We start from the raw sequence: 17,110 nt of genomic DNA on the forward strand, positions 1-17,110 counted from the left end.
TTTCAATGACTTGGCTAGACATTTGCACGCCCTGCAGGTGCACCATGTGCCACCGAGGGTCAACCCGAATTGTAGCGGAGCGTAACCACCCGTTCTTCGCCCCCCTCAAGAACGCAGCGCAGCCTCGATCGCGGAAATGAGGCTGGAGGGATCGGCGCGCCCGGTGCCAGCCAGGTCGAACGCGGTGCCGTGGTCGGGGCTGGTGCGCACGAAAGGCAACCCGAGCGTGGTGTTCACGCCGTGCTCGAGGCCCAAATACTTCACCGGGATCAGCCCCTGGTCGTGGTACATCGCGAGCACCACGTCGAACTCGCCCCGGCGTGCCCGCATGAAAACCGTGTCTGGCGCGTGCGGTCCGGTGGCGTCTATCCCTTCGGCCCGCGCATCTTCGACGGCGGGAGCGATCTCATCGATCTCTTCCCGGCCAAACAGGCCACCCTCGCCAGCGTGCGGATTCACCCCCGCCACGGCGATCCGGAGTGCACTGCCCGGCCGCCAGAGGTGCCGATGCGTGATGCGCAGCGTCTGGAGCACGTTCGCGCGGGTGACGGCGGCCAGCGCGTCCCGCAAGGAGACGTGAATGCTCACCAACACCGTTCGCAGTTCGTCGTTGGACAGCATCATGCGAACCGGAAGGTCGGCGGGCTGACAGCCCAGATGCTGCGCCGCCAGCGCCTGCAGGTACTCGGTATGGCCCGGATGGTTCACGCCAGCAGCGGCCAGCGCTTCCTTGTGGATTGGCGCGGTGACGACTGCGCTGACCTCCCCCCGCAAGGCCGCACGCGCGGCCTGCTCGATGGCCTGGGCAGCGGCAGCACCCGCCTCTGCCGAAATCCGGCCCCATGGCACGGGATGCGGCAGGGCCATGGCAGGCCACACGGGCAGGCAGCGTTCCGGCAGGTGTTCGTTGCCGGACGGCCCGTCCACGACGGCGACTGGCAGACTGCCCCCCGTCACGGCCGCCGCGCGGCGCAAGGTGGCGACATCACCAAAAACTACGCATTCGCGAGCCCATTGCGGCTTGCGGCGGAACACCTCGGCGATGATTTCCGGGCCGATCCCTGCCGGGTCACCCATGGTGATGGCGACCGGCGCCTGGCGTTGGGTAGCGGGCTTCATGCTGGATTCTCGATGTCCACGAACTCGTGCTCCAGGCCCAGGCGGGCCGCGACACAAGCCGCCACTGCCGGCGCCCCGTATCTTTCGGTCGCATGGTGGCCGCAGGCCATGAAGGCGACACCGCATTCCCTGGCATAGTGCGCCTGCGGCTCGGATATCTCGCCTGTGATGAAGAGGTCCACGCCAGCCGCGATGGCGGCCTCGAAGTACCCGTGCGCACCACCCGAGCACCAACCGACACGCCGTATCGGACGGGCAGAGGTGTCGAGCAAGGTCACCTGCCGCCCCAGCACGTGCTGCGCGTGCGCGGCCAAGCCAGTCGCGGTGTCCACCGGCGACGTGCCGATGAATCCCAGGTCCTGTTCACCGAACCGCCCCCACCCGCCTTCCAGCGGCGACATGCCCAGCTTCAGGCCCAGCTGCGCGTTGTTGCCGAGCTCCGCGTGGGCATCCAGGGGCAGGTGATAGGCGTAGAGGTTGATGTCGTGCTTCAGCAGCAGCGACAGACGCTGCTTCATCCAGCCGGTGACGCGGCCGTCCTGACCACGCCAGAACAATCCATGGTGCACGAAGATGGCATCGGCCCGCTTGGCAATGGCGGCTTCGATCAGGGCACGGCTGGCAGTCACCCCACTGACGACCCGGGTCACCTGGGCACGCCCTTCCACTTGCAGGCCATTTGGGCCATAGTCCTTGAAGCGTGAGGGCTCCAGCAGTTCGTCGAAAGCGCTCAGCACCTCCTCACGGGAACGTGCAGGGGAAACGGTGTCGTGCGGATTGCGGGTTGCGGTCGTCATGACCGCCAAGCATACCCCTTGACGGCCAACGCATCAGGCGGAGGGATTGTTCCTCTCCGACTCCTCCATCTTGCGCGTGAAGAAGCGCAAGAACCACCAGGCCATGAAAATGATGAACAGGAGCACTCCCAGGCTCAACAGACCGTAATCAGTGGAAAAAAGGTCCACAATTGCTTTCATTCCATACTCCGGACGTGGTTATAGTGTCCCGATTTCAACCAAGTTCACAGGCTGTGGGGTTGATCCACGTCAAGAGCCCAGCACAATACTTTTACCAATTTTCATGAAGCGTTACTGGCTGTTGTTCTCCCAGGTCGTCACGGTGCTGCTGGCGGCCTATTTCGTCGTAGCCACGCTCAAACCCCAGTGGCTGCAGCGCAAGCCCACACTCGCGTCGATCGTGCCTGTCTTCGAATCGGGCAACGTGGAACGCGACCCCGCCGTGGCGTCCAGCAGCTACAGCGGCGCGGCCAAGGCCGCGGCGCCTGCGGTCGTCAGCATTTCAACCAGCAAGGCGGCCAGCAACCTGCCCAGCGATCCATGGTTCCGCTACTTCTTCGGCGACCAGCCCAACAACCAGCCGCAGTCCGGTCTGGGTTCGGGCGTCATCGTCAGCCCCGAGGGCTACATCCTCACCAACAACCACGTGGTCGAAGAGGCGGATGAAATCGAGGTCCAGCTCAGCGATGGCCGGCGCGCCGGTGCCCGGATCATCGGCACCGACCCGGAAACCGATCTGGCAATCCTCAAGATTGAACTCACCGGGCTACCCGTCATCCTGCTGGGCAACTCCGACCTGCTGGAGGTTGGCGATGTGGTGCTGGCCATCGGCAACCCCTTCGGTGTCGGGCAGACCGTGACCAGCGGCATCGTCAGTGCCCTGGGCCGCACGCAGCTGGGCATCAACACGTTCGAGAACTTCATCCAGACCGACGCCGCCATCAACCCGGGCAACTCCGGAGGCGCGCTGGTGGACGTGAACGGCCAGCTGATGGGGATCAACACCGCCATCTACTCCCGCTCAGGCGGGTCCATGGGGATCGGCTTCGCGATCCCGACCTCCACCGCCCGCAGCGTGATGGAGGCCATCGTGCGGGACGGCTCGGTCACTCGCGGCTGGATTGGTGTGGAACCGCAGGACCTGACGCCGGAACTGGCCCAGTATTTCGGCACGAACAACGCCGAAGGCGTGATCATCACAGGCGTTCTGCAGAACGGGCCGGCAGCCTCGGCGGGCATGCAGCCGGGCGATGTGATTTCCAGCGTGGCTGGCGCGCCCGTGCGCGATGTGGCTCAGCTGCTCAGCAAGGTGGCATCACTGACGCCGGGGCAGGCCGTTGACATCGATGTGCAGCGGCGTGGCCAGCGCGTTCGGCTGCAGGTCACGCCGGGGCGCCGCACACCGCCAAGGGCACAGCGTTAAGAAGCGTCGGACGCCTCGGCGTCCGGTGCACGGGTGGCCTTGGAAAACCAGCGGGAGCCCAGGATGCCCAGCTCATACAGCAGGCACATGGGAATCGCCAGCGCCAGCTGGGAAATGACGTCCGGCGGCGTCACCACGGCGGCAATGATGAACGCCACAACGACGAAATAGCCCCTGAAGGCTTTCAGCTTTTCGACAGTGACCATTTCGAAGCGCACCAGCAGCATCACGACGATCGGAACCTGGAAAGCCAGCCCGAAAGCGAGATACAACGAAAGGATGGCCTCGACATAGGACGCGATGTCGGGCGTGGCGTTGACGCTCTCGGGCGTGAAGCCCTGGATGAAGCCGAACATCTTGTCCAGCACGAAGAATTGCACGAAGGCGATGCCCATGTAGGCCAGCAGGCTGCCCAGGACGATCAGGGGCAGGGCAAAACGCTTCTCGTGGCTGTAGAGCCCGGGGGCCACGAAGGCCCAGATCTGGTAGATGAGCCAGGGCAGCGCCAGCAGGACGGCCGTCATCATCAGTACCTTGAGCGGCACGAAGAACGGCGTGAAGACCCCCACGGCAATGAGCTTGACGTCAGGCGGCATGTGGGCCCGGATGGGTACTGCAATCAGGTCGATCAGGCCGCTCGGACCCGGCCAGATGGCCAGCAGGATCATGCAGACGACGATACCGGCGATGCAATAGATCAGCCGGTCACGCAGCTCGATCAGGTGCTGCACGAACGGCTGCTCGGTACCGGCGAGCTCGTCGGTCTTGTCTTGGGGTTCTGACATGAAAGGGACTTACATCGATTTGATCTTCGGGCGGAAGCGCGCCACGCGGGCGGCCCCGGAAAGCGCGCGGCTGCGCACGCCGGTTCGGGCCTTGAACCATTGCGGCACGGCCTTCTGCTTCAGCCTGAAGTTCTTCTTCGGATGCCTGTATTCAGGGTACACAGGCGAGCCGATGGAGTAGGCATCGCTGGGGTTGAATGCATCGGAGGCACTGCTGTCCAGGCCCGCCGTGGCCTCCGACCAGGATTTTTCGAAATCCGTGGTCGTCTCATGGATGGAGGATTCCACATTGCGTGCGGCAGACTCCACCGTGTCCTTCATCTTCTTGAGCTCTTCGAGCTCGATGGAACGGTTGACCTCTGCCTTGACGTCCGCAACGTAGCGCTGGGCCTTGCCCAGCAACGCGCCGACCGTTCGAGCCACGCGCGGCAGTTTCTCCGGCCCGATGACGACCAGCGCCACTGCGCCGATCAGGGCCAGTTTGGAAATGCCCAAGTCAATCATGCACAGCTCTCAAAGATAAGCCAACCGGTGGCGGGACGAAGCCCCGCGCAAAGATCGTGAACCAGGATCAGCCCTTGGTTTTTGCTTCGACGTCGATGGTGGTCTTTTCGGCGGGTGCCTTGTCCTGGGTGACCTGTGCGGCCGGCTTGTCTGCAGCGTCGCTGCCACCTTCCTTCATGCCATCCTTGAAGCCCTTGACGGCACCACCCAGATCAGACCCGATGTTCTTCAGTTTCTTCGTGCCAAACACCAGCACGACGATCAGCAGAACGATCAGCCAATGCCAAACAGAAAAAGTTCCCATGTCACACACTCCATTGCCTGGGGCAACCCACCCCAGTATTGCTTTCGATTCTACGCCGTGCAGGCAGTTCACCCACGGCAGCAGGCCATTGTCCCAAATATCTGTGGCCGCAACGCGATTTCAAGCCAGGGTGAACCCTTGACTGCGCAAACTCATCCCCGTGCCCAGGGCCGGGGCCCACCTATCACGTGGATGTGCAGGTGATGCACTTCCTGACCGCCTTCCACACCGGTGTTTGCCACGATGCGGAAACCGCCGTCTGGATACGGATTGCACCCCTGCTCGATGGCGAGCCGGGGGGCCAGAACCATCATGCGGCCCATCAGGCGTTCGTGCTCCGCACCCAGCTGCGCCATGGACGGAATGTGCATCTTCGGAATCAACAGGAAATGCACCGGCGCCCAGGGATGGATGTCGTGAAAGGCGTAGAGGTCATCGTCCTCGTAGACCTTGCTTGAGGGGATCTGGCCAGAAACGATTTTGCAGAAAATGCAATTCGGGTCGTGAGTCATTCAGCAAACTCCATGGGTTGGCCCGCGTTCATGCGGACCATGCCTTTGACGATACGGTAGAAAAACCAGGCCGAGATGCAGAACCAGGCAATCCACCCAGGAACAAAGAACAGAAACCAGAGAGGGAGCGTCACCAGGTAGGCCAGAAAGGCGAACGCAACAGAGCGGATGCGCCAGCGGAAATGGCTGGCATGCCACGTGCCCTGCGCCTCGTCTTTTTTGACGAAATCGAGGATGAGCGCGACGATCAGGAGCGTCGGCCCCCACTGGCCGCCCGGAATCAACGCACCGACCGCCACAATCAGATGCAGCACGTAGCTGATGGTTCCGACGGTGTTGAGGCTGCGCAGGCGGTCGTCTTCCACGGTCTGGCTCCTTGCTCTGGACAGTGTTATTCGCCGGATTCGCGTGCCTTGGCTTTGCGCAGGGCTTTCTCTTCCAGGCCGCTCAGCCCCTCACGGCGGGCGAGTTCGGCCACCACGTCGGCAGGGCTCAGCCCGAAATGGGCCAGCGCGATCATGCTGTGGAACCACAGGTCGGCCACCTCACCCACCAGGGCCTGGGCCGTGCCCTGGCCGTGCTGCAGGTCCTTGGCGGCCATCATGGCCTCACCAGCCTCTTCGCCGATCTTCTTGAGAAAGGCGTCGGGCCCCTTGTGGAGCAGACGGGCCACGTAGCTTTTTTCGGGGTCACCGCCGTTCGCTGGCTTGCGGCTGTCGATGACGGCAGCCAGACGCAACAGTGTGTCGGTGGACGTGGGCAATTCGCCGGATGCACTCATGGCGGTCATTTGTAGATGGATTCGGGGTCTTTGAGCACCGGCTCGACCGCCTGCCAGTGGCCGCCCTGCGGGTCGGCCTCGAAGCGCTGGAAGAAGCAGCTGTGACGGCCCGTGTGGCAGGCAATGCCCGGTTCGTGGCCCAGCTGGGTGACCTTGAGCAGCACCACGTCGTTGTCGCAATCCAGGCGGATGTCATGCACCGTCTGGACGTGGCCGGACTCCTCGCCCTTGAACCAGAGCTTGCCGCGCGAACGGCTGAAGTACACCGCGCGCCCCAGTTCGGCGGTTTTTTGCAGCGCCTCGCGGTTCATCCATGCGAACATCAGCACGTCACCCGTGGCCTGCTCCTGTGCGATGACGGGCACCAGGCCCTGCGCGTCCCATTTGACTTCGTCGAGCCAGTTCATGTGTTGCCCTTTCACAGGCGCACCGGGATGCCGCGCTCGGCCATGCGCTGCTTGGCCTGGGCAATGGTGTATTCGCCGTAGTGGAAGATGCTGGCGGCCAGCACCGCATCCGCCCCGCCCTGCTGCACGCCGTCGGCCAGGTGGTCGAGGTTGCCCACGCCGCCCGAGGCGATGACGGGAATGTCGATGGCGTCGCTCACAGCGCGGGTGAGCGCCAGGTCGAAGCCCGCCTTGGTGCCGTCGCGGTCCATGCTGGTGAGCAGGATCTCACCGGCGCCATGTTCGGCCATCTGGCGCGCCCAGGCCACGGCATCGAGCCCCACATTCTTGCGGCCGCCGTGGCTGTACACGTCCCAGCCCGGCCCCAGTGGCTGGCCGTTGGCACCCAGGCGGTGCTCTTCCTCAGGCGTGCGGCGCTTGGCGTCGATGGCCACCACGATGCACTGGGAGCCGTACTTGGCCGATGCGTCCTTGATGACCTGCGGGTTGGCAATGGCCGCCGAGTTGAAGCTGGTCTTGTCGGCACCGGCGTTGAGCAGGCGGCGCACGTCATCCACAGTGCGCACGCCACCGCCCACGGTCAAGGGGATGAAGACCTGGGAGGCCACGGCCTCGATGATGTGCAGGATGAGGTCGCGCCCGTCGCTGGTGGCGGTGATGTCGAGGAAGGTGAGTTCGTCGGCACCCTGTTCGTTGTAGCGCGCGGCGATCTCGACCGGGTCGCCTGCGTCGCGCAACTCCAGGAAGTTGACGCCCTTGACCACGCGGCCACCGGTCACGTCCAGGCAGGGGATGATGCGTTTGGCCAGCATGGAGCGTCAGTTCATCCGTTGAGTTCGTCGGCCAGCTGCTGTGCAGCCTCGAAGTCGAGGTCGCCGCTGTAGATGGAGCGGCCGCAGATCACACCTTCGACGCCTTCGTCCTCGACGGCGCAGAGCTTGCGGATGTCTTCCAAGTTGGACAGGCCACCCGAGGCGATGACGGGAATGGTCAGCGCCTGTGCGAGCTTGACGGTGGCCTCGATGTTGATGCCGCTGAGCATGCCGTCGCGGCCGATGTCGGTGTAGATGATGGATTCGACACCGTAGTCCTCGAACTTCTTGCCCAGGTCCGCCACTTCGTGGCCGGTGAGCTTGCTCCAGCCGTCGGTGGCCACCTTGCCGTCCTTGGCGTCCAGGCCCACGATGATGTGGCCTGGGAAGGCGGTGCAGGCGTCCTGCAGGAAGCCAGGGTTCTTGACGGCGGCGGTACCGATGATGACGTAACGCAGACCGGCGTCGAGGTAGCGCTCGATGGTGTCGAGGTCGCGGATGCCGCCACCAAGTTGCACGTCCACTTCGTCGCCGACTTCCTTGAGGATGCCGCGGATGGCCGCCTCGTTCTTCGGCTTGCCGGCGAAGGCGCCGTTGAGGTCCACCAGGTGCACCCGCCGCGCCCCTTTGTTGACCCAGTTGCGCGCCATGGCGGCGGGGTCTTCACCGAACACGGTGGATTGGTCCATGTCGCCTTGTTTGAGGCGCACGCATTGGCCGTCTTTCAAGTCAATGGCAGGAATGAGAAGCATGGCTTTGCAGGGGTTGTGACGCCAAGGCGTCAGGGGTTCCAGTGGAGAAAGTTGCGGTAGAGCGCCAGGCCCTGATCGGCGCTTTTTTCCGGGTGAAACTGGGTGGCGAAGATGTTGTCGCGGGCGATGGCGCACGAGAAACGCACGCCGTAATCGGTTTCACCGACGCTGTGTGCCGGGTTGGCAGGGCGGGCGTAGAAGCTGTGCACGAAGTAGTAGTAGCTGCCGTCGGGCACACCGGCCCAGACGGGATGCGCGGGGCCGCGCCCCAGCTCGTGGAACACCTGGTTCCAGCCCATCTGCGGGACCTTGTAGCGGCTGCCGTCGGGCTGGCGCTGGCCTTCCAGGCGAAAGCGCACAACTTCACCGGGGATCAACCCCAGACCAGCCGTGTCGCCCTCTTCGCTGTGGTCGAGCAGCATCTGCATGCCCACACACACGCCGAAGAGCGGCTTGTGGGCGGCGGCGTGCAGCACGGCCTCGCGCAGGCCGGAACGCTCCAGCTCGGCCATGCAGTCGGGCATGGCGCCCTGGCCGGGCAGCACCACGCGGTGCGCGTCCAGCACGGCCTGCGGCTCGGACGTGACAACCACATCCACGTGGTCCACAGCGGTGGCGGCGTGGATCACCGCCTGCGCCACGGAACGCAGATTGCCCATGCCGTAGTCGACCACGGCCACTGTCTGTCGGTTCATCGGGAAATGGGTTTCAGGCAAAAGCAGGTTCGAAACGGTGCAGCCAGGTTCACAGCGAGCCCTTGGTGGAGGGAATCACGTCGCCCAGGCGCGGGTCGCGCTCCAGGGCGGCACGCAGGGCGCGCGCGAAGGCCTTGAAGATGGTCTCGCACTGGTGGTGCGCATTCACGCCCTTGAGGTTGTCGATGTGCAGCGTCACACCAGCGTGGTTGACGAAACCCTGGAAGAACTCGAACACGAGCTGGGTATCGAGCTGGCCGATGCTGCCTGCGGTGAACCTGACGTCCATGTGCAGGCCGGGGCGGCCGGAAAAATCGACCACCACGCGGCTGAGCGCCTCGTCCAGCGGAACGTAGGCGTGGCCGTAACGGCGAATGCCCTTCTTGTCACCCACGGCCTTGGCGAAGGCCTGGCCCAGGGTGATGCCGATGTCTTCGACCGTATGGTGGCCGTCGATGTGCAGGTCTCCGTCGCAGTGCACGTCCAGGTCGATCAGTCCGTGGCGGGCGATCTGGTCGAGCATGTGGTCGAGGAAACCGATGCCGCTGTGCAGCCGGGACTGACCGGTGCCGTCAAGGTTGACGGCCACACGGATTTGCGTTTCGGCGGTGCGGCGCTGCACGTCTGCCGTGCGCTGGGCCGATGCGGGAAGGGTGGCGGGCAGGTTGGTCATAGGGCGTTGCGCAAAGCCTCCAGCATCTGCACATTTTCGGCGGGGGTACCCACCGTCAGGCGCAGGCATTGGGCCAGCAATGGGTGCATTTTAGAAACATTCTTCACCAGCACGCCAGCAGCTTTCATGCCGGCAAAGGCCTTGTCGGCATCGGGCACGCGCACCAGCACCATGTTGGCCTGGCTGGGGAAGGGTTTCACGCCCGGCATGGCGGCCAGGGCGCTGATCAGCTTTTCACGTTCGGCGCGGATGTCCTGCGCCTGGCGGGCAAACACGTCAGCATGCTCCAGGGCGAACAGGGCGCATTCGGCGTTGAGCACGCTCACGTTGTAGGGGGGGCGGACCTTGTCGATCTCGTTGACCAGGGCTTGAGCGCCGATCATGTAGCCCAGCCGCACGCCAGCCAGCCCGAACTTGGACAGGGTGCGCATCAGCAGCACATGGGCATTGGCCGCCGGGTCGGCGCGCATGTCGTCGAGCCAGGTGCGGCTGGCAAAGGGCTGGTAGGCCTCGTCGATGACCACCAGGCCGCCAAACTCCGCCGCCGCAGCGATGAGGCGGCGCATGACGGCGGCGTCCCACAGGTTGGCGGTGGGGTTGTTGGGGTAGGCCAGGTAGGTGATGGCGGGCTTGTGTTCGCGCATGGCGGCCAGCATGGCGGGCTCGTCCAGCTCGAAATCGGGCGTGAGGGGCACGCCGTGGAAGGCCAGCCCCTGCAGTTGTGCACTCATGCCGTACATGACGAAGCCAGGCAGCGGCGCCAGGACGGAGGCGCCGGGCACGTCGCAAGCCAACGCCAGCAGGGCGATGAGTTCGTCGGAGCCATTGCCCAGCATCAAGCCGAAACCGGCGGGAAGGTCCACGTACCGGGCCAGCGCATGCCTGAGGTCGTCAATGCGGGGACCGGGGTAACGGTTGACGGCCACGCGACCGAGGCGTTCGCCCAGGGCGGCCTGCAGCTCGGGCGGCAGGCCGTAGGGGTTTTCCATCGCGTCGAGTTTGACCATCCCTGCGGCGTCCTGCACGGCATAGGCGTGCATGCCCTGGACGTCTTGGCGGATGCGTTGAATGGCAGTGTTCATGGTGGAAAGTGCGCCCGCATGCGGGGGCGAAGGAGATGGTGCCCGCCCCCTGAGAGGCGCCGGACACGGGCGGTGCGTGCCGGAGGGCCAGTTTACACGAGGCACGGACACCGCCCGCGCCACAGGGTCACAGGCCGTCCAGGTGCGCGATCCAATGGGCCGCCTGCTGACGCAGCGCGGCCTGGTCACCTGCGGACATCTTCCGCCACTGGCGGCTGGGCCATGCCATGCGCGGGTTGCCTTCCAATGCCTCGCCATGGCGGGCGATGAAATTCCAGTACAGGGCGTTGAAGGGACAGGCGTCGGGCCCGGTGCGCTGCAACCGGTTGTAGCGGCAGGAGCCGCAATGGTCGCCCATGCGGTGCAGGTAGGCCGCCGTGCTGACATAGGGCTTGGTGGCGACACGCCCGCCATCGGCGAACTGGCTCATGCCCAGGGTATTCGGCGCCTCAACCCACTCGAAAGCGTCGATGTAGATGCCCAGGTACCAGCGATGGAGTGCCTGAGGGTCCAGACCGGCCAGCAGGGCGAAGTTGCCAATGACCATGAGCCGCTGGATATGGTGGGCATAGGCGTGCTGAAGCGATTGCCCGATGGCCTGCGCCAGGCAGGCCATGTGGGTTTGACCTGACCAGAACCAGGCGGGCAGCGGGCGAGCGTGGCCCAGCGCGTTGGACTCGGTGTAACCCGGCATGTGTGCCCAGTAGACACCGCGGACGTATTCGCGCCAGCCCAGGATCTGGCGCACAAAGCCCTCGACCGAAGCCAGATGGGCGCTACCGGCATGCCACGCGGCCTCGGCACGGCGGATCACTTCCATCGGCCCGAGCATCTTGGTGTTCAGGGCGAAGGACAGCAGGGAGTGGAAGAGCCGCCAGGCGCGGGTGGACATCGCGTCCTGGTACGCACCGAACGCTGGCAGGGCGTGACTGATGAACGCGTCAAGTTGGGCCAGCGCATCGGTACGGTTGAGCGGCCAGCGAAACGCTTCGGCACACGGCTCGCCAAAGGTCTGCACACCGCTGCGGGTGATGGTTTGCCACAGTGTGCCGTGGTTGTGGAGGGGGCGTGTGTCTGGCGGCTCTGCGGGAGAGCCTCGCCAGGGCTTGCGGTTGTCTTCGTCGAAGTTCCAGCGCCCGCCATGCGGCTTGCCCTGCCCATCCAGTAAAACAGCATGACGCGACCGCTGGACCCGGTAGAAACGCTCCATGAGCCAGTGGGGCCGGTCACCAAACAGCTGTAGCGCCTCGTCACGGGATGTGAGGAAATGCTCGCTGTCCACCATGCGGGTGGATAGCGGCTGGCGGGCACACCAGCCGCCCAACTGGGCGTCGAGCCGCCATTCGTCGGGCGCCTGGTATTCAAAAGCGCGCGGGCGGTAATGGGCCAGCAAGGCGTCGAGGTTGCCCTCCAGCGTCTGCCGGTTCGATGGGTCGTCAATGGCAACGTAGCGAACGCGGTGCCCCTCCTGGCGCAAATGGCGGGCCAGGTCCCGCATGCCCGCAAAAATGGCGATGACCTTCTGCGCATGGTGCAGGACGTAGTCCGTTTCCTGCCGCATTTCCAGGAACAGGTAGACGACGTCCGGCCGCACCTCGGCGAACCAGCTGTGCAGGGGGTTGAGCTGATCCCCGAGAACCAGCCGCAGCAGGGGCGCTGACGTCACGGCGCAGTTGGCTTGGCGGGCCCCGCCATGCGGCAACGGTCGGAGCAGTAGCGCACCTGCTCCCAGTCGCGCGCCCACTTGCGCCGCCAGTTGAACGGTCTGCCGCAGGCAGCGCACAACTTGCTGGGAAGCTCGCTTTTCTTGCGCATTTTCATGTTCATAGGTCCAGACTGAGTTGCCGGGAGGCTGCACCAGCACCGGACGCGCGCCGCGTATTGGCGGGCAAACGCCGGGAACCGTGCTTCTCGACGATGGCGGCCTTGGCGGCGCGAACCTCGGGCTGAGCTCGCAGGCCATGCAGGCGCGCTTTGGCTTGCCGGGTGGCCTGGGCCAGATCGACGATGGGTATGGGGATGTCGTCGCCCACTCGGACGCCACATCGAGCCTGCAAGTCTGGGGGCATGCGCCATGGCTCTAACAGCCAGGCGTCTGGCACCCTGCGCATGGCAGGCAGCCAGCGCCGCACGAAGTGGCCTTGGGGGTCGTGGTCTTGCGCCTGTTTGACGGGGTTGTATACGCGCGTGGTGTTGATGCCCGTGGTGCCGGACTGCATCTGCATCTGGCTCCAGTGGATGCCGGGTTCGTAGTCCACAAACTGCCGCGCCAGCCACAAGCCGACTTCACGCCAGTGCAACCACAAGGGGTAAGCGGCCACCGACACCAGCATGGCGCGCATGCGGAAGTTCAGCCAGCCTGTGTCGCGCAGCATGGCCACACAGGCGTCCACCATGGGCCAACCGGTTCGCCCCTGGGTCAAGGCCTCGAAGTGCGTGGGGTTCCATTCGTGTTCACGAAGCCCGTCGTAGCCACGGTGCAGGTTGCGGTATTCCAACTCGGGCTCGCTTTCGAGCTTTTGGATGAAGTGGCAGTGCCAGTGCAACCGTCCCAGAAAAGCGGTGAGTCCCAGCCGGTGCCTTGTGGCAGCGGGTTCCAGTTCGGCCAGGCGCGTCCGCGTGGCGTGGACGGTTTCCCGCAAGCCGAGCGTGCCGAAAGCCAGGTGCGGTGAAAGGCGGGAACACGCGTTCGGCGCGCTCAAGGGTGACGAGATGCCGCCCCGGTAGCTGGCGCAGCGGTCGCGCAAGAAGCTACCAAGCACGGCCAGGGCGTTTCGGCGCCCACCCCGTTGGCGGTTCGGGGGCACCCACAGGTCTGTGATGCCCAGCGATGCCGCGGCGGGCGGCTCGCCAACTGGCCAGGGGCTGTCGGCCCAGCGGGGTTGCGGCAAATCGTGTGCTGGCGCCGCCATGTGCGCCTCCCAACGCTGGTGCCATTCGTCGCGCGAACGCAGGCGCCGCACGACGCCGAACTGCGGGTACTCGCGCCAGGCCACGCCGGCATCGCGGCACCAGCGGCCCACAGCAAGATCACGCGCATAGGTGTGGGCATTGCCGGTTTCTTCATGGGCATGCAGCGCTTCGAATGGCCGGGCAGCATGCAGGCGGTCCAGCACGGGCACCGCCTCGCCCGTGGCAATGTGCAGCCGCGTGCCCAGCTCGCGCAATGCGCCGTCCAGCTCGCGCAGGCTTTCGATCAGGAAGGCGTAATGCCCGGCAGAGGCGTCCGGCTGCGCCCACAGACTGGGTTCGATGATGTACAGGCACAGCACCCTGCCCTGGCGTGCAGCCTCGCTCAAGGCTGCGTGGTCGTGCAGGCGCAGATCGCGCTTGAACCAGACGACATGGCACCCCACGCAGCGCACCCTCAGCTGTTGGCGCGGTGCTTGAGCCAGCGCATCAGGCGGCCGACCACAGGCAGCTTTTCGTACAGCTCCTCGGCGGCATCCCAGTAATCCCGGTGCTGGCACACCTGCCCAGCGTCGTCGAGCACGATGTGTGTGGCACCCCGCACGACCTGGGTGCGCGCGGTGTCGAACCGCCTGAAGCGGAACAGGAAATCCCAGGTCAGGAAACACTGCCTGCCTTGCAGGACCTGTCCGGTCACGACGAAGCGCGGCTCGTCCAATGCATCGAACATGTGGCAGAAGACGCGCTCGATGGCGCGCACGCCCTTCACGTCGTTGAAGGGGTCTTTGAAACGCGCGTCGGGTGCGTAGATGTCGCCGATGCGGGCCAGGTCCTTGGGGGAAAGCCCCTCGAAGAACCGCACCAGGCGGGCGATGGACTGTTCAGGTGTCATGGGATTGGATGCGTGGAATCAAAGCCCGGTGAAGCGGCGCACTGCCGCGAAATACCAGCCATGCGGCAGCAGGCGCAGCAGCTTCATCACGCGGCTGAAACGTTTGGGAAAGTGGATGTGGAAGTCGCCGTCGGCCCAGCCTTGCAGGATGGCGCTGGCGGCGGCCTGTGGCGTGATGACGGCCGGCATGGGGAAGTCGTTGCCCGCTGTCATGGGCGTGGCGACGAAACCCGGCGTCACCACGCTCACGCCCAGCCCTTGCGGGTGGAGATCTAGGTAGAGCGACTCTGCCAGGTTGATGAGCGCCGCCTTGGTGGGCCCGTAGGCGAGGCTCCTGGGCAAGCCGCGAAAACCCGCGACGCTGCTGACTAGGCTGACGTGGCCCGCGCGCCGCGCCTGCATGGCGGGCAGCACTGCGGCGAGCACGTTCCAGGCGCCAGTGACATTGACGTGCTGGTGGCGCAGCGCCTCGTCCAGATCCAGGTCCATGGCCCGCATGGGCCGGTAATGGCCTGCGCAATAGCAAACCAGATCCAGCGAACCTGCGGCCAGCAGCTGTTCTGCAGCCAGACGCACCTGTGGTGCCTCGCCTGCGTCAAGCGGCACGGCGACGCTGCCGGGATGTTCCGCGACGAAAGCCTCCAGAGCGGCGGCGCTGCGCGCCGACACGACCACGCGTGCGCCGCGCGCATGCAAGGCGCTTGCCGTTGCACGCCCAATGCCACTGGACGCGCCCACGATCCACGCCGTGCGGCCGTGCCAGTCCTGCAATGCGGGGTTCAGACTCATGGCAGCTTGGTGAATGACAGCGTGACCTCACCCAGACGGAAACCGAACTTGCTCATGGTCGCGCGGTTGAGCATCACCCGGCCGTCCATCTGGTACATCCAGTCGTCGAACTGGACTTCGTACACCTTGCCGTCCACCGGCAGGCGCAGGGTGTAGTTCCAACGCAGCGTGTTGCCACGGACTTGCCCGCTGGCTTCCCCCACCACATCGTCTGCCCGGCCGGTGTAGCGCCCATCGGCATGGCGCGTGAGCCGCCAGACACGGCGCTCGGTGCGGCCATCGGAGTAAGTGAAGTGTTCGTCCAGCACGCCTTGGTCACCCTCCCAGCGCCCTTCCATTTGCACCACGAAGCGCCGAACCACTTGGCCACCGCGGTCCTGGAAGATGCCATGCGCCACCAGTGGCCCGTTGAAATAGCTGCGCAAGTCGAGCGCTGGCTGTTCGTTGGCGTAACCGTCCAGGTTCTGCGTGGCGCAGCCCGCCAGCCAACCAGCGGTTGACAACAGGCCCAGTGCCATCCATCGGATCGTTCCACGTTTTTGCATCTCATGACTCCTTGAAATGGGGGTCGCGCCGCACCAGGGTGAACAGCACCGCTGCCGCTGCCAGCTTGAGCAGGCAGGGCAGCACGGCATAGGCCCATGTGAGTGCCTGCAGGGCCTGCGGCGCGTCAGAACCCGGCGCGTAACCCCACAAGCCGAGCAGGGGCAGCGCCAGCCCGGCTGCCAGCGCCAGGTTGAGCTTGGTGGCGAAGTTCCACCACCCGAAGTAAGCGCCGGCATGCCGGTCGTGCCCCGCGTGGCGGGTGATGAAACCGGCCAGCAAGGCGCCGGGCAGCGCCAGGTCTGCGCCCAGCGCAAGACCCGACAGCGCGCAGACCAGCCAGAACCCGAACGCATCACCCGGCCCCAGCAGCGCGGCCCAGGCGAACACCAGCACCGACAAGGCCATGCCAGCAAGCCAGGTGCGCGTGAGCGCCCATGCCCGCACCAGACGAAGCCATAGCGGCATGCCCATGGCGGCGCAAACAAAGTACGTGCCCAGGAACACCGGCTGCCAAGCCGTTGTGGCCTGCAAGCGGTCCTCGATGAAGAACAAAACCAGGGTGGCCGGAATGGCGCTGGCAATGCCATTGCAGACGAACACCAGCATCAAACGGCGAAAGGCGGACTGACGCCACGGCAGCCATAGCGCATCGCCGGCCTCCTGCCCCGCCGCCAAGCGGGACGGACGGGGCGCCCTGCCCCAGGCCAGCCAGCCTGCCCCCAAAGCGAGCGCGAAAACCACAAGCATGGCGGGCAAACCCGCCACCGTGGGCAAGACCGATGCACAAACCACGCCCAGCAGGCCCGCAGCCTCGCGCCACGCCACCACGCGTGAGCGGGCCAGACCGTCACCGCCCAGCCGCGCCCCCCAGGACTGGTGCGCAATGGAAAGCAGGCTGTAACCCAGGCAGGTGAATACCAGCATGCCCCATGCCCACGCAAGCAAGGCCTGGGGTTCACGCACCGCCGGGTAGAACAACAGCGCAAGGCCAGCCGCCAGCACCATGCAACCCGCCATGCCGGCGGCCAGCACGGCCTTCATGGACCGGCCGAAAAGCACGTCTACCCAACGCCCCAGCCAAGGGTCGATGACTGCGTCCAGCAAGCGCGCGGCCAGCAGCACGCCGCCCAAGGCAGCCAGCGGCACACCAAAGCTGGTGGCGTAGTGGTGGGGCAACAGCACATATAGGGGCAACGCGACAAAAGCCAGCGGGAAGCCCAGCGAACCATAGGCCACGCCTTCGCGCCAGCCCACCACACCCCCGCCGGAGGGGCGCGCACGGGCTTCCTCCAGAGAGATGACGGAAGCATCGGGGATGGACATGGCT

General features: G+C 65.3%; 23 protein-coding genes. 1 reads left to right on the forward strand and 22 read right to left on the reverse strand.

The features are described from left to right. Nucleotides 1-105: 105 nt before the first annotated feature. The 3 genes from pdxA to ACYVHH_RS02025 are packed head-to-tail and all read right to left on the reverse strand — an operon-like array spanning nt 106 to nt 2,096. Nucleotides 106-1,119, reverse strand: coding sequence for a 4-hydroxythreonine-4-phosphate dehydrogenase PdxA (pdxA, locus tag ACYVHH_RS02015; RefSeq protein ID WP_460563341.1), 1,014 nt, complete (start codon nt 1,117-1,119; stop codon nt 106-108). Further along, nucleotides 1,116-1,916 carry a Nif3-like dinuclear metal center hexameric protein gene (locus ACYVHH_RS02020; RefSeq protein ID WP_460563342.1) on the reverse strand — a complete coding sequence of 267 codons (801 nt, stop codon included), beginning with the start codon at nt 1,914-1,916 and terminating at the stop codon, nt 1,116-1,118. Before ACYVHH_RS02020 ends, pdxA begins: the two co-directional genes overlap by 4 nt. 33 nt (nt 1,917-1,949) lie before the next feature. Continuing rightward, nucleotides 1,950-2,096: a DUF3149 domain-containing protein gene (locus tag ACYVHH_RS02025; protein WP_460563343.1), complete on the reverse strand. Its 147-nt coding sequence runs from the start codon at nt 2,094-2,096 to the stop codon at nt 1,950-1,952. A gap of 103 nt (nt 2,097-2,199) precedes the next feature. Between ACYVHH_RS02025 and ACYVHH_RS02030 the strand changes: the two genes are divergently transcribed. Continuing rightward, entirely contained in the window at nt 2,200-3,339 is a 1,140-nt protein-coding gene (locus ACYVHH_RS02030; protein ID WP_460563344.1) for a S1C family serine protease, read from the forward strand. On the opposite strand, the gene tatC is transcribed toward ACYVHH_RS02030, so the two are convergent. From tatC to ACYVHH_RS02125, 19 genes are all read right to left on the reverse strand, one after another. Beyond that, on the reverse strand, nt 3,336-4,124 hold the full coding sequence (gene tatC, locus ACYVHH_RS02035) for a twin-arginine translocase subunit TatC (protein WP_460563345.1): 789 nt from the start codon (nt 4,122-4,124) through the stop codon (nt 3,336-3,338). The two genes, ACYVHH_RS02030 and tatC, sit on opposite strands and share 4 nt — an antisense overlap. Nucleotides 4,125-4,133: 9 nt before the next feature. Beyond that, nucleotides 4,134-4,628, reverse strand: coding sequence for a Sec-independent protein translocase protein TatB (gene tatB / locus ACYVHH_RS02040; RefSeq protein WP_460563346.1), 495 nt, complete (start codon nt 4,626-4,628; stop codon nt 4,134-4,136). Nucleotides 4,629-4,695: 67 nt separating this feature from the next. Continuing rightward, nucleotides 4,696-4,932 (reverse strand): Sec-independent protein translocase subunit TatA, encoded by a 237-nt coding sequence (tatA, locus tag ACYVHH_RS02045; protein ID WP_460563347.1) that lies wholly within the window; start codon nt 4,930-4,932, stop codon nt 4,696-4,698. 152 nt (nt 4,933-5,084) lie between these two features. Continuing rightward, complete coding sequence (locus ACYVHH_RS02050) at nt 5,085-5,444, reverse strand: histidine triad nucleotide-binding protein (RefSeq protein ID WP_460563348.1); 360 nt, start codon at nt 5,442-5,444, stop codon at nt 5,085-5,087. Next, on the reverse strand, nt 5,441-5,809 hold the full coding sequence (locus ACYVHH_RS02055) for a DUF4870 family protein (protein ID WP_460563349.1): 369 nt from the start codon (nt 5,807-5,809) through the stop codon (nt 5,441-5,443). Before ACYVHH_RS02055 ends, ACYVHH_RS02050 begins: the two co-directional genes overlap by 4 nt. A 26-nt stretch (nt 5,810-5,835) precedes the next feature. Next, the gene (locus tag ACYVHH_RS02060; RefSeq protein ID WP_460563350.1) at nt 5,836-6,225 is read right to left on the reverse strand and encodes a phosphoribosyl-ATP diphosphatase; all 390 of its coding nucleotides are present in this window, start codon (nt 6,223-6,225) and stop codon (nt 5,836-5,838) included. Nucleotides 6,226-6,230: 5 nt separating this feature from the next. Next, a complete protein-coding gene (gene hisI / locus ACYVHH_RS02065; protein ID WP_460563351.1) occupies nt 6,231-6,632 on the reverse strand; it encodes a phosphoribosyl-AMP cyclohydrolase in 402 nt (133 codons plus the stop codon). Between the two features lie 11 nt (nt 6,633-6,643). Next, nucleotides 6,644-7,444 carry an imidazole glycerol phosphate synthase subunit HisF gene (gene hisF / locus ACYVHH_RS02070; RefSeq protein ID WP_460563352.1) on the reverse strand — a complete coding sequence of 267 codons (801 nt, stop codon included), beginning with the start codon at nt 7,442-7,444 and terminating at the stop codon, nt 6,644-6,646. A gap of 11 nt (nt 7,445-7,455) precedes the next feature. Next, entirely contained in the window at nt 7,456-8,196 is a 741-nt protein-coding gene (gene hisA / locus ACYVHH_RS02075; RefSeq protein ID WP_460563353.1) for a 1-(5-phosphoribosyl)-5-[(5-phosphoribosylamino)methylideneamino]imidazole-4-carboxamide isomerase, read from the reverse strand. 29 nt (nt 8,197-8,225) lie between these two features. Further along, on the reverse strand, nt 8,226-8,891 hold the full coding sequence (hisH, locus tag ACYVHH_RS02080; protein ID WP_460563354.1) for an imidazole glycerol phosphate synthase subunit HisH: 666 nt from the start codon (nt 8,889-8,891) through the stop codon (nt 8,226-8,228). 49 nt (nt 8,892-8,940) lie between these two features. Then, nucleotides 8,941-9,564 (reverse strand): imidazoleglycerol-phosphate dehydratase HisB, encoded by a 624-nt coding sequence (gene hisB / locus ACYVHH_RS02085; RefSeq protein WP_460563355.1) that lies wholly within the window; start codon nt 9,562-9,564, stop codon nt 8,941-8,943. Then, complete coding sequence (hisC, locus tag ACYVHH_RS02090; RefSeq protein ID WP_460563356.1) at nt 9,561-10,646, reverse strand: histidinol-phosphate transaminase; 1,086 nt, start codon at nt 10,644-10,646, stop codon at nt 9,561-9,563. The genes hisB and hisC overlap by 4 nt, the downstream gene beginning before the upstream one ends. A gap of 127 nt (nt 10,647-10,773) precedes the next feature. Next, complete coding sequence (locus ACYVHH_RS02095) at nt 10,774-12,312, reverse strand: cryptochrome/photolyase family protein (protein ID WP_460563357.1); 1,539 nt, start codon at nt 12,310-12,312, stop codon at nt 10,774-10,776. Continuing rightward, a complete protein-coding gene (locus ACYVHH_RS02100; RefSeq protein ID WP_460563358.1) occupies nt 12,309-12,461 on the reverse strand; it encodes a DUF2256 domain-containing protein in 153 nt (50 codons plus the stop codon). The genes ACYVHH_RS02095 and ACYVHH_RS02100 overlap by 4 nt, the downstream gene beginning before the upstream one ends. An 8-nt stretch (nt 12,462-12,469) precedes the next feature. After that, entirely contained in the window at nt 12,470-14,002 is a 1,533-nt protein-coding gene (locus ACYVHH_RS02105) for an FAD-binding domain-containing protein (RefSeq protein ID WP_460563359.1), read from the reverse strand. Nucleotides 14,003-14,013: 11 nt separating this feature from the next. Next, nucleotides 14,014-14,448: a nuclear transport factor 2 family protein gene (locus tag ACYVHH_RS02110; protein ID WP_460563361.1), complete on the reverse strand. Its 435-nt coding sequence runs from the start codon at nt 14,446-14,448 to the stop codon at nt 14,014-14,016. A gap of 18 nt (nt 14,449-14,466) precedes the next feature. After that, on the reverse strand, nt 14,467-15,237 hold the full coding sequence (locus ACYVHH_RS02115) for an SDR family NAD(P)-dependent oxidoreductase (RefSeq protein ID WP_460563362.1): 771 nt from the start codon (nt 15,235-15,237) through the stop codon (nt 14,467-14,469). Continuing rightward, a complete protein-coding gene (locus ACYVHH_RS02120) occupies nt 15,234-15,782 on the reverse strand; it encodes a DUF3833 domain-containing protein (protein WP_460563364.1) in 549 nt (182 codons plus the stop codon). The genes ACYVHH_RS02115 and ACYVHH_RS02120 overlap by 4 nt, the downstream gene beginning before the upstream one ends. A gap of 1 nt (nt 15,783) precedes the next feature. After that, on the reverse strand, nt 15,784-17,106 hold the full coding sequence (locus ACYVHH_RS02125; protein ID WP_460563365.1) for an MFS transporter: 1,323 nt from the start codon (nt 17,104-17,106) through the stop codon (nt 15,784-15,786). Nucleotides 17,107-17,110 lie beyond the last annotated feature (4 nt).

The sequence above is a fragment of the Hydrogenophaga aquatica genome (genome assembly GCF_054780915.1).

Bases quoted from the DNA above. Each gene is read 5' to 3' on its own strand.
- ACYVHH_RS02115 (WP_460563362.1), bottom strand. From the start codon at position 15,237: ATGAGTCTGAACCCCGCATTGCAGGACTGGCACGGCCGCACGGCGTGG.
- ACYVHH_RS02100 (WP_460563358.1), bottom strand. From the start codon at position 12,461: ATGCGCAAGAAAAGCGAGCTTCCCAGCAAGTTGTGCGCTGCCTGCGGC.
- hisB (WP_460563355.1), bottom strand. From the start codon at position 9,564: ATGACCAACCTGCCCGCCACCCTTCCCGCATCGGCCCAGCGCACGGCA.
- ACYVHH_RS02030 (WP_460563344.1), top strand. From the start codon at position 2,200: ATGAAGCGTTACTGGCTGTTGTTCTCCCAGGTCGTCACGGTGCTGCTG.
- hisC (WP_460563356.1), bottom strand. From the start codon at position 10,646: ATGAACACTGCCATTCAACGCATCCGCCAAGACGTCCAGGGCATGCAC.
- ACYVHH_RS02025 (WP_460563343.1), bottom strand. From the start codon at position 2,096: ATGAAAGCAATTGTGGACCTTTTTTCCACTGATTACGGTCTGTTGAGC.
- ACYVHH_RS02110 (WP_460563361.1), bottom strand. From the start codon at position 14,448: ATGACACCTGAACAGTCCATCGCCCGCCTGGTGCGGTTCTTCGAGGGG.
- tatA (WP_460563347.1), bottom strand. From the start codon at position 4,932: ATGGGAACTTTTTCTGTTTGGCATTGGCTGATCGTTCTGCTGATCGTC.
- ACYVHH_RS02125 (WP_460563365.1), bottom strand. From the start codon at position 17,106: ATGTCCATCCCCGATGCTTCCGTCATCTCTCTGGAGGAAGCCCGTGCG.
- ACYVHH_RS02050 (WP_460563348.1), bottom strand. From the start codon at position 5,444: ATGACTCACGACCCGAATTGCATTTTCTGCAAAATCGTTTCTGGCCAG.
- ACYVHH_RS02120 (WP_460563364.1), bottom strand. From the start codon at position 15,782: ATGCAAAAACGTGGAACGATCCGATGGATGGCACTGGGCCTGTTGTCA.
- tatC (WP_460563345.1), bottom strand. From the start codon at position 4,124: ATGTCAGAACCCCAAGACAAGACCGACGAGCTCGCCGGTACCGAGCAG.
- tatB (WP_460563346.1), bottom strand. From the start codon at position 4,628: ATGATTGACTTGGGCATTTCCAAACTGGCCCTGATCGGCGCAGTGGCG.
- hisI (WP_460563351.1), bottom strand. From the start codon at position 6,632: ATGAACTGGCTCGACGAAGTCAAATGGGACGCGCAGGGCCTGGTGCCC.
- hisF (WP_460563352.1), bottom strand. From the start codon at position 7,444: ATGCTGGCCAAACGCATCATCCCCTGCCTGGACGTGACCGGTGGCCGC.
- ACYVHH_RS02060 (WP_460563350.1), bottom strand. From the start codon at position 6,225: ATGAGTGCATCCGGCGAATTGCCCACGTCCACCGACACACTGTTGCGT.
- hisA (WP_460563353.1), bottom strand. From the start codon at position 8,196: ATGCTTCTCATTCCTGCCATTGACTTGAAAGACGGCCAATGCGTGCGC.
- ACYVHH_RS02020 (WP_460563342.1), bottom strand. From the start codon at position 1,916: ATGACGACCGCAACCCGCAATCCGCACGACACCGTTTCCCCTGCACGT.
- pdxA (WP_460563341.1), bottom strand. From the start codon at position 1,119: ATGAAGCCCGCTACCCAACGCCAGGCGCCGGTCGCCATCACCATGGGT.
- hisH (WP_460563354.1), bottom strand. From the start codon at position 8,891: ATGAACCGACAGACAGTGGCCGTGGTCGACTACGGCATGGGCAATCTG.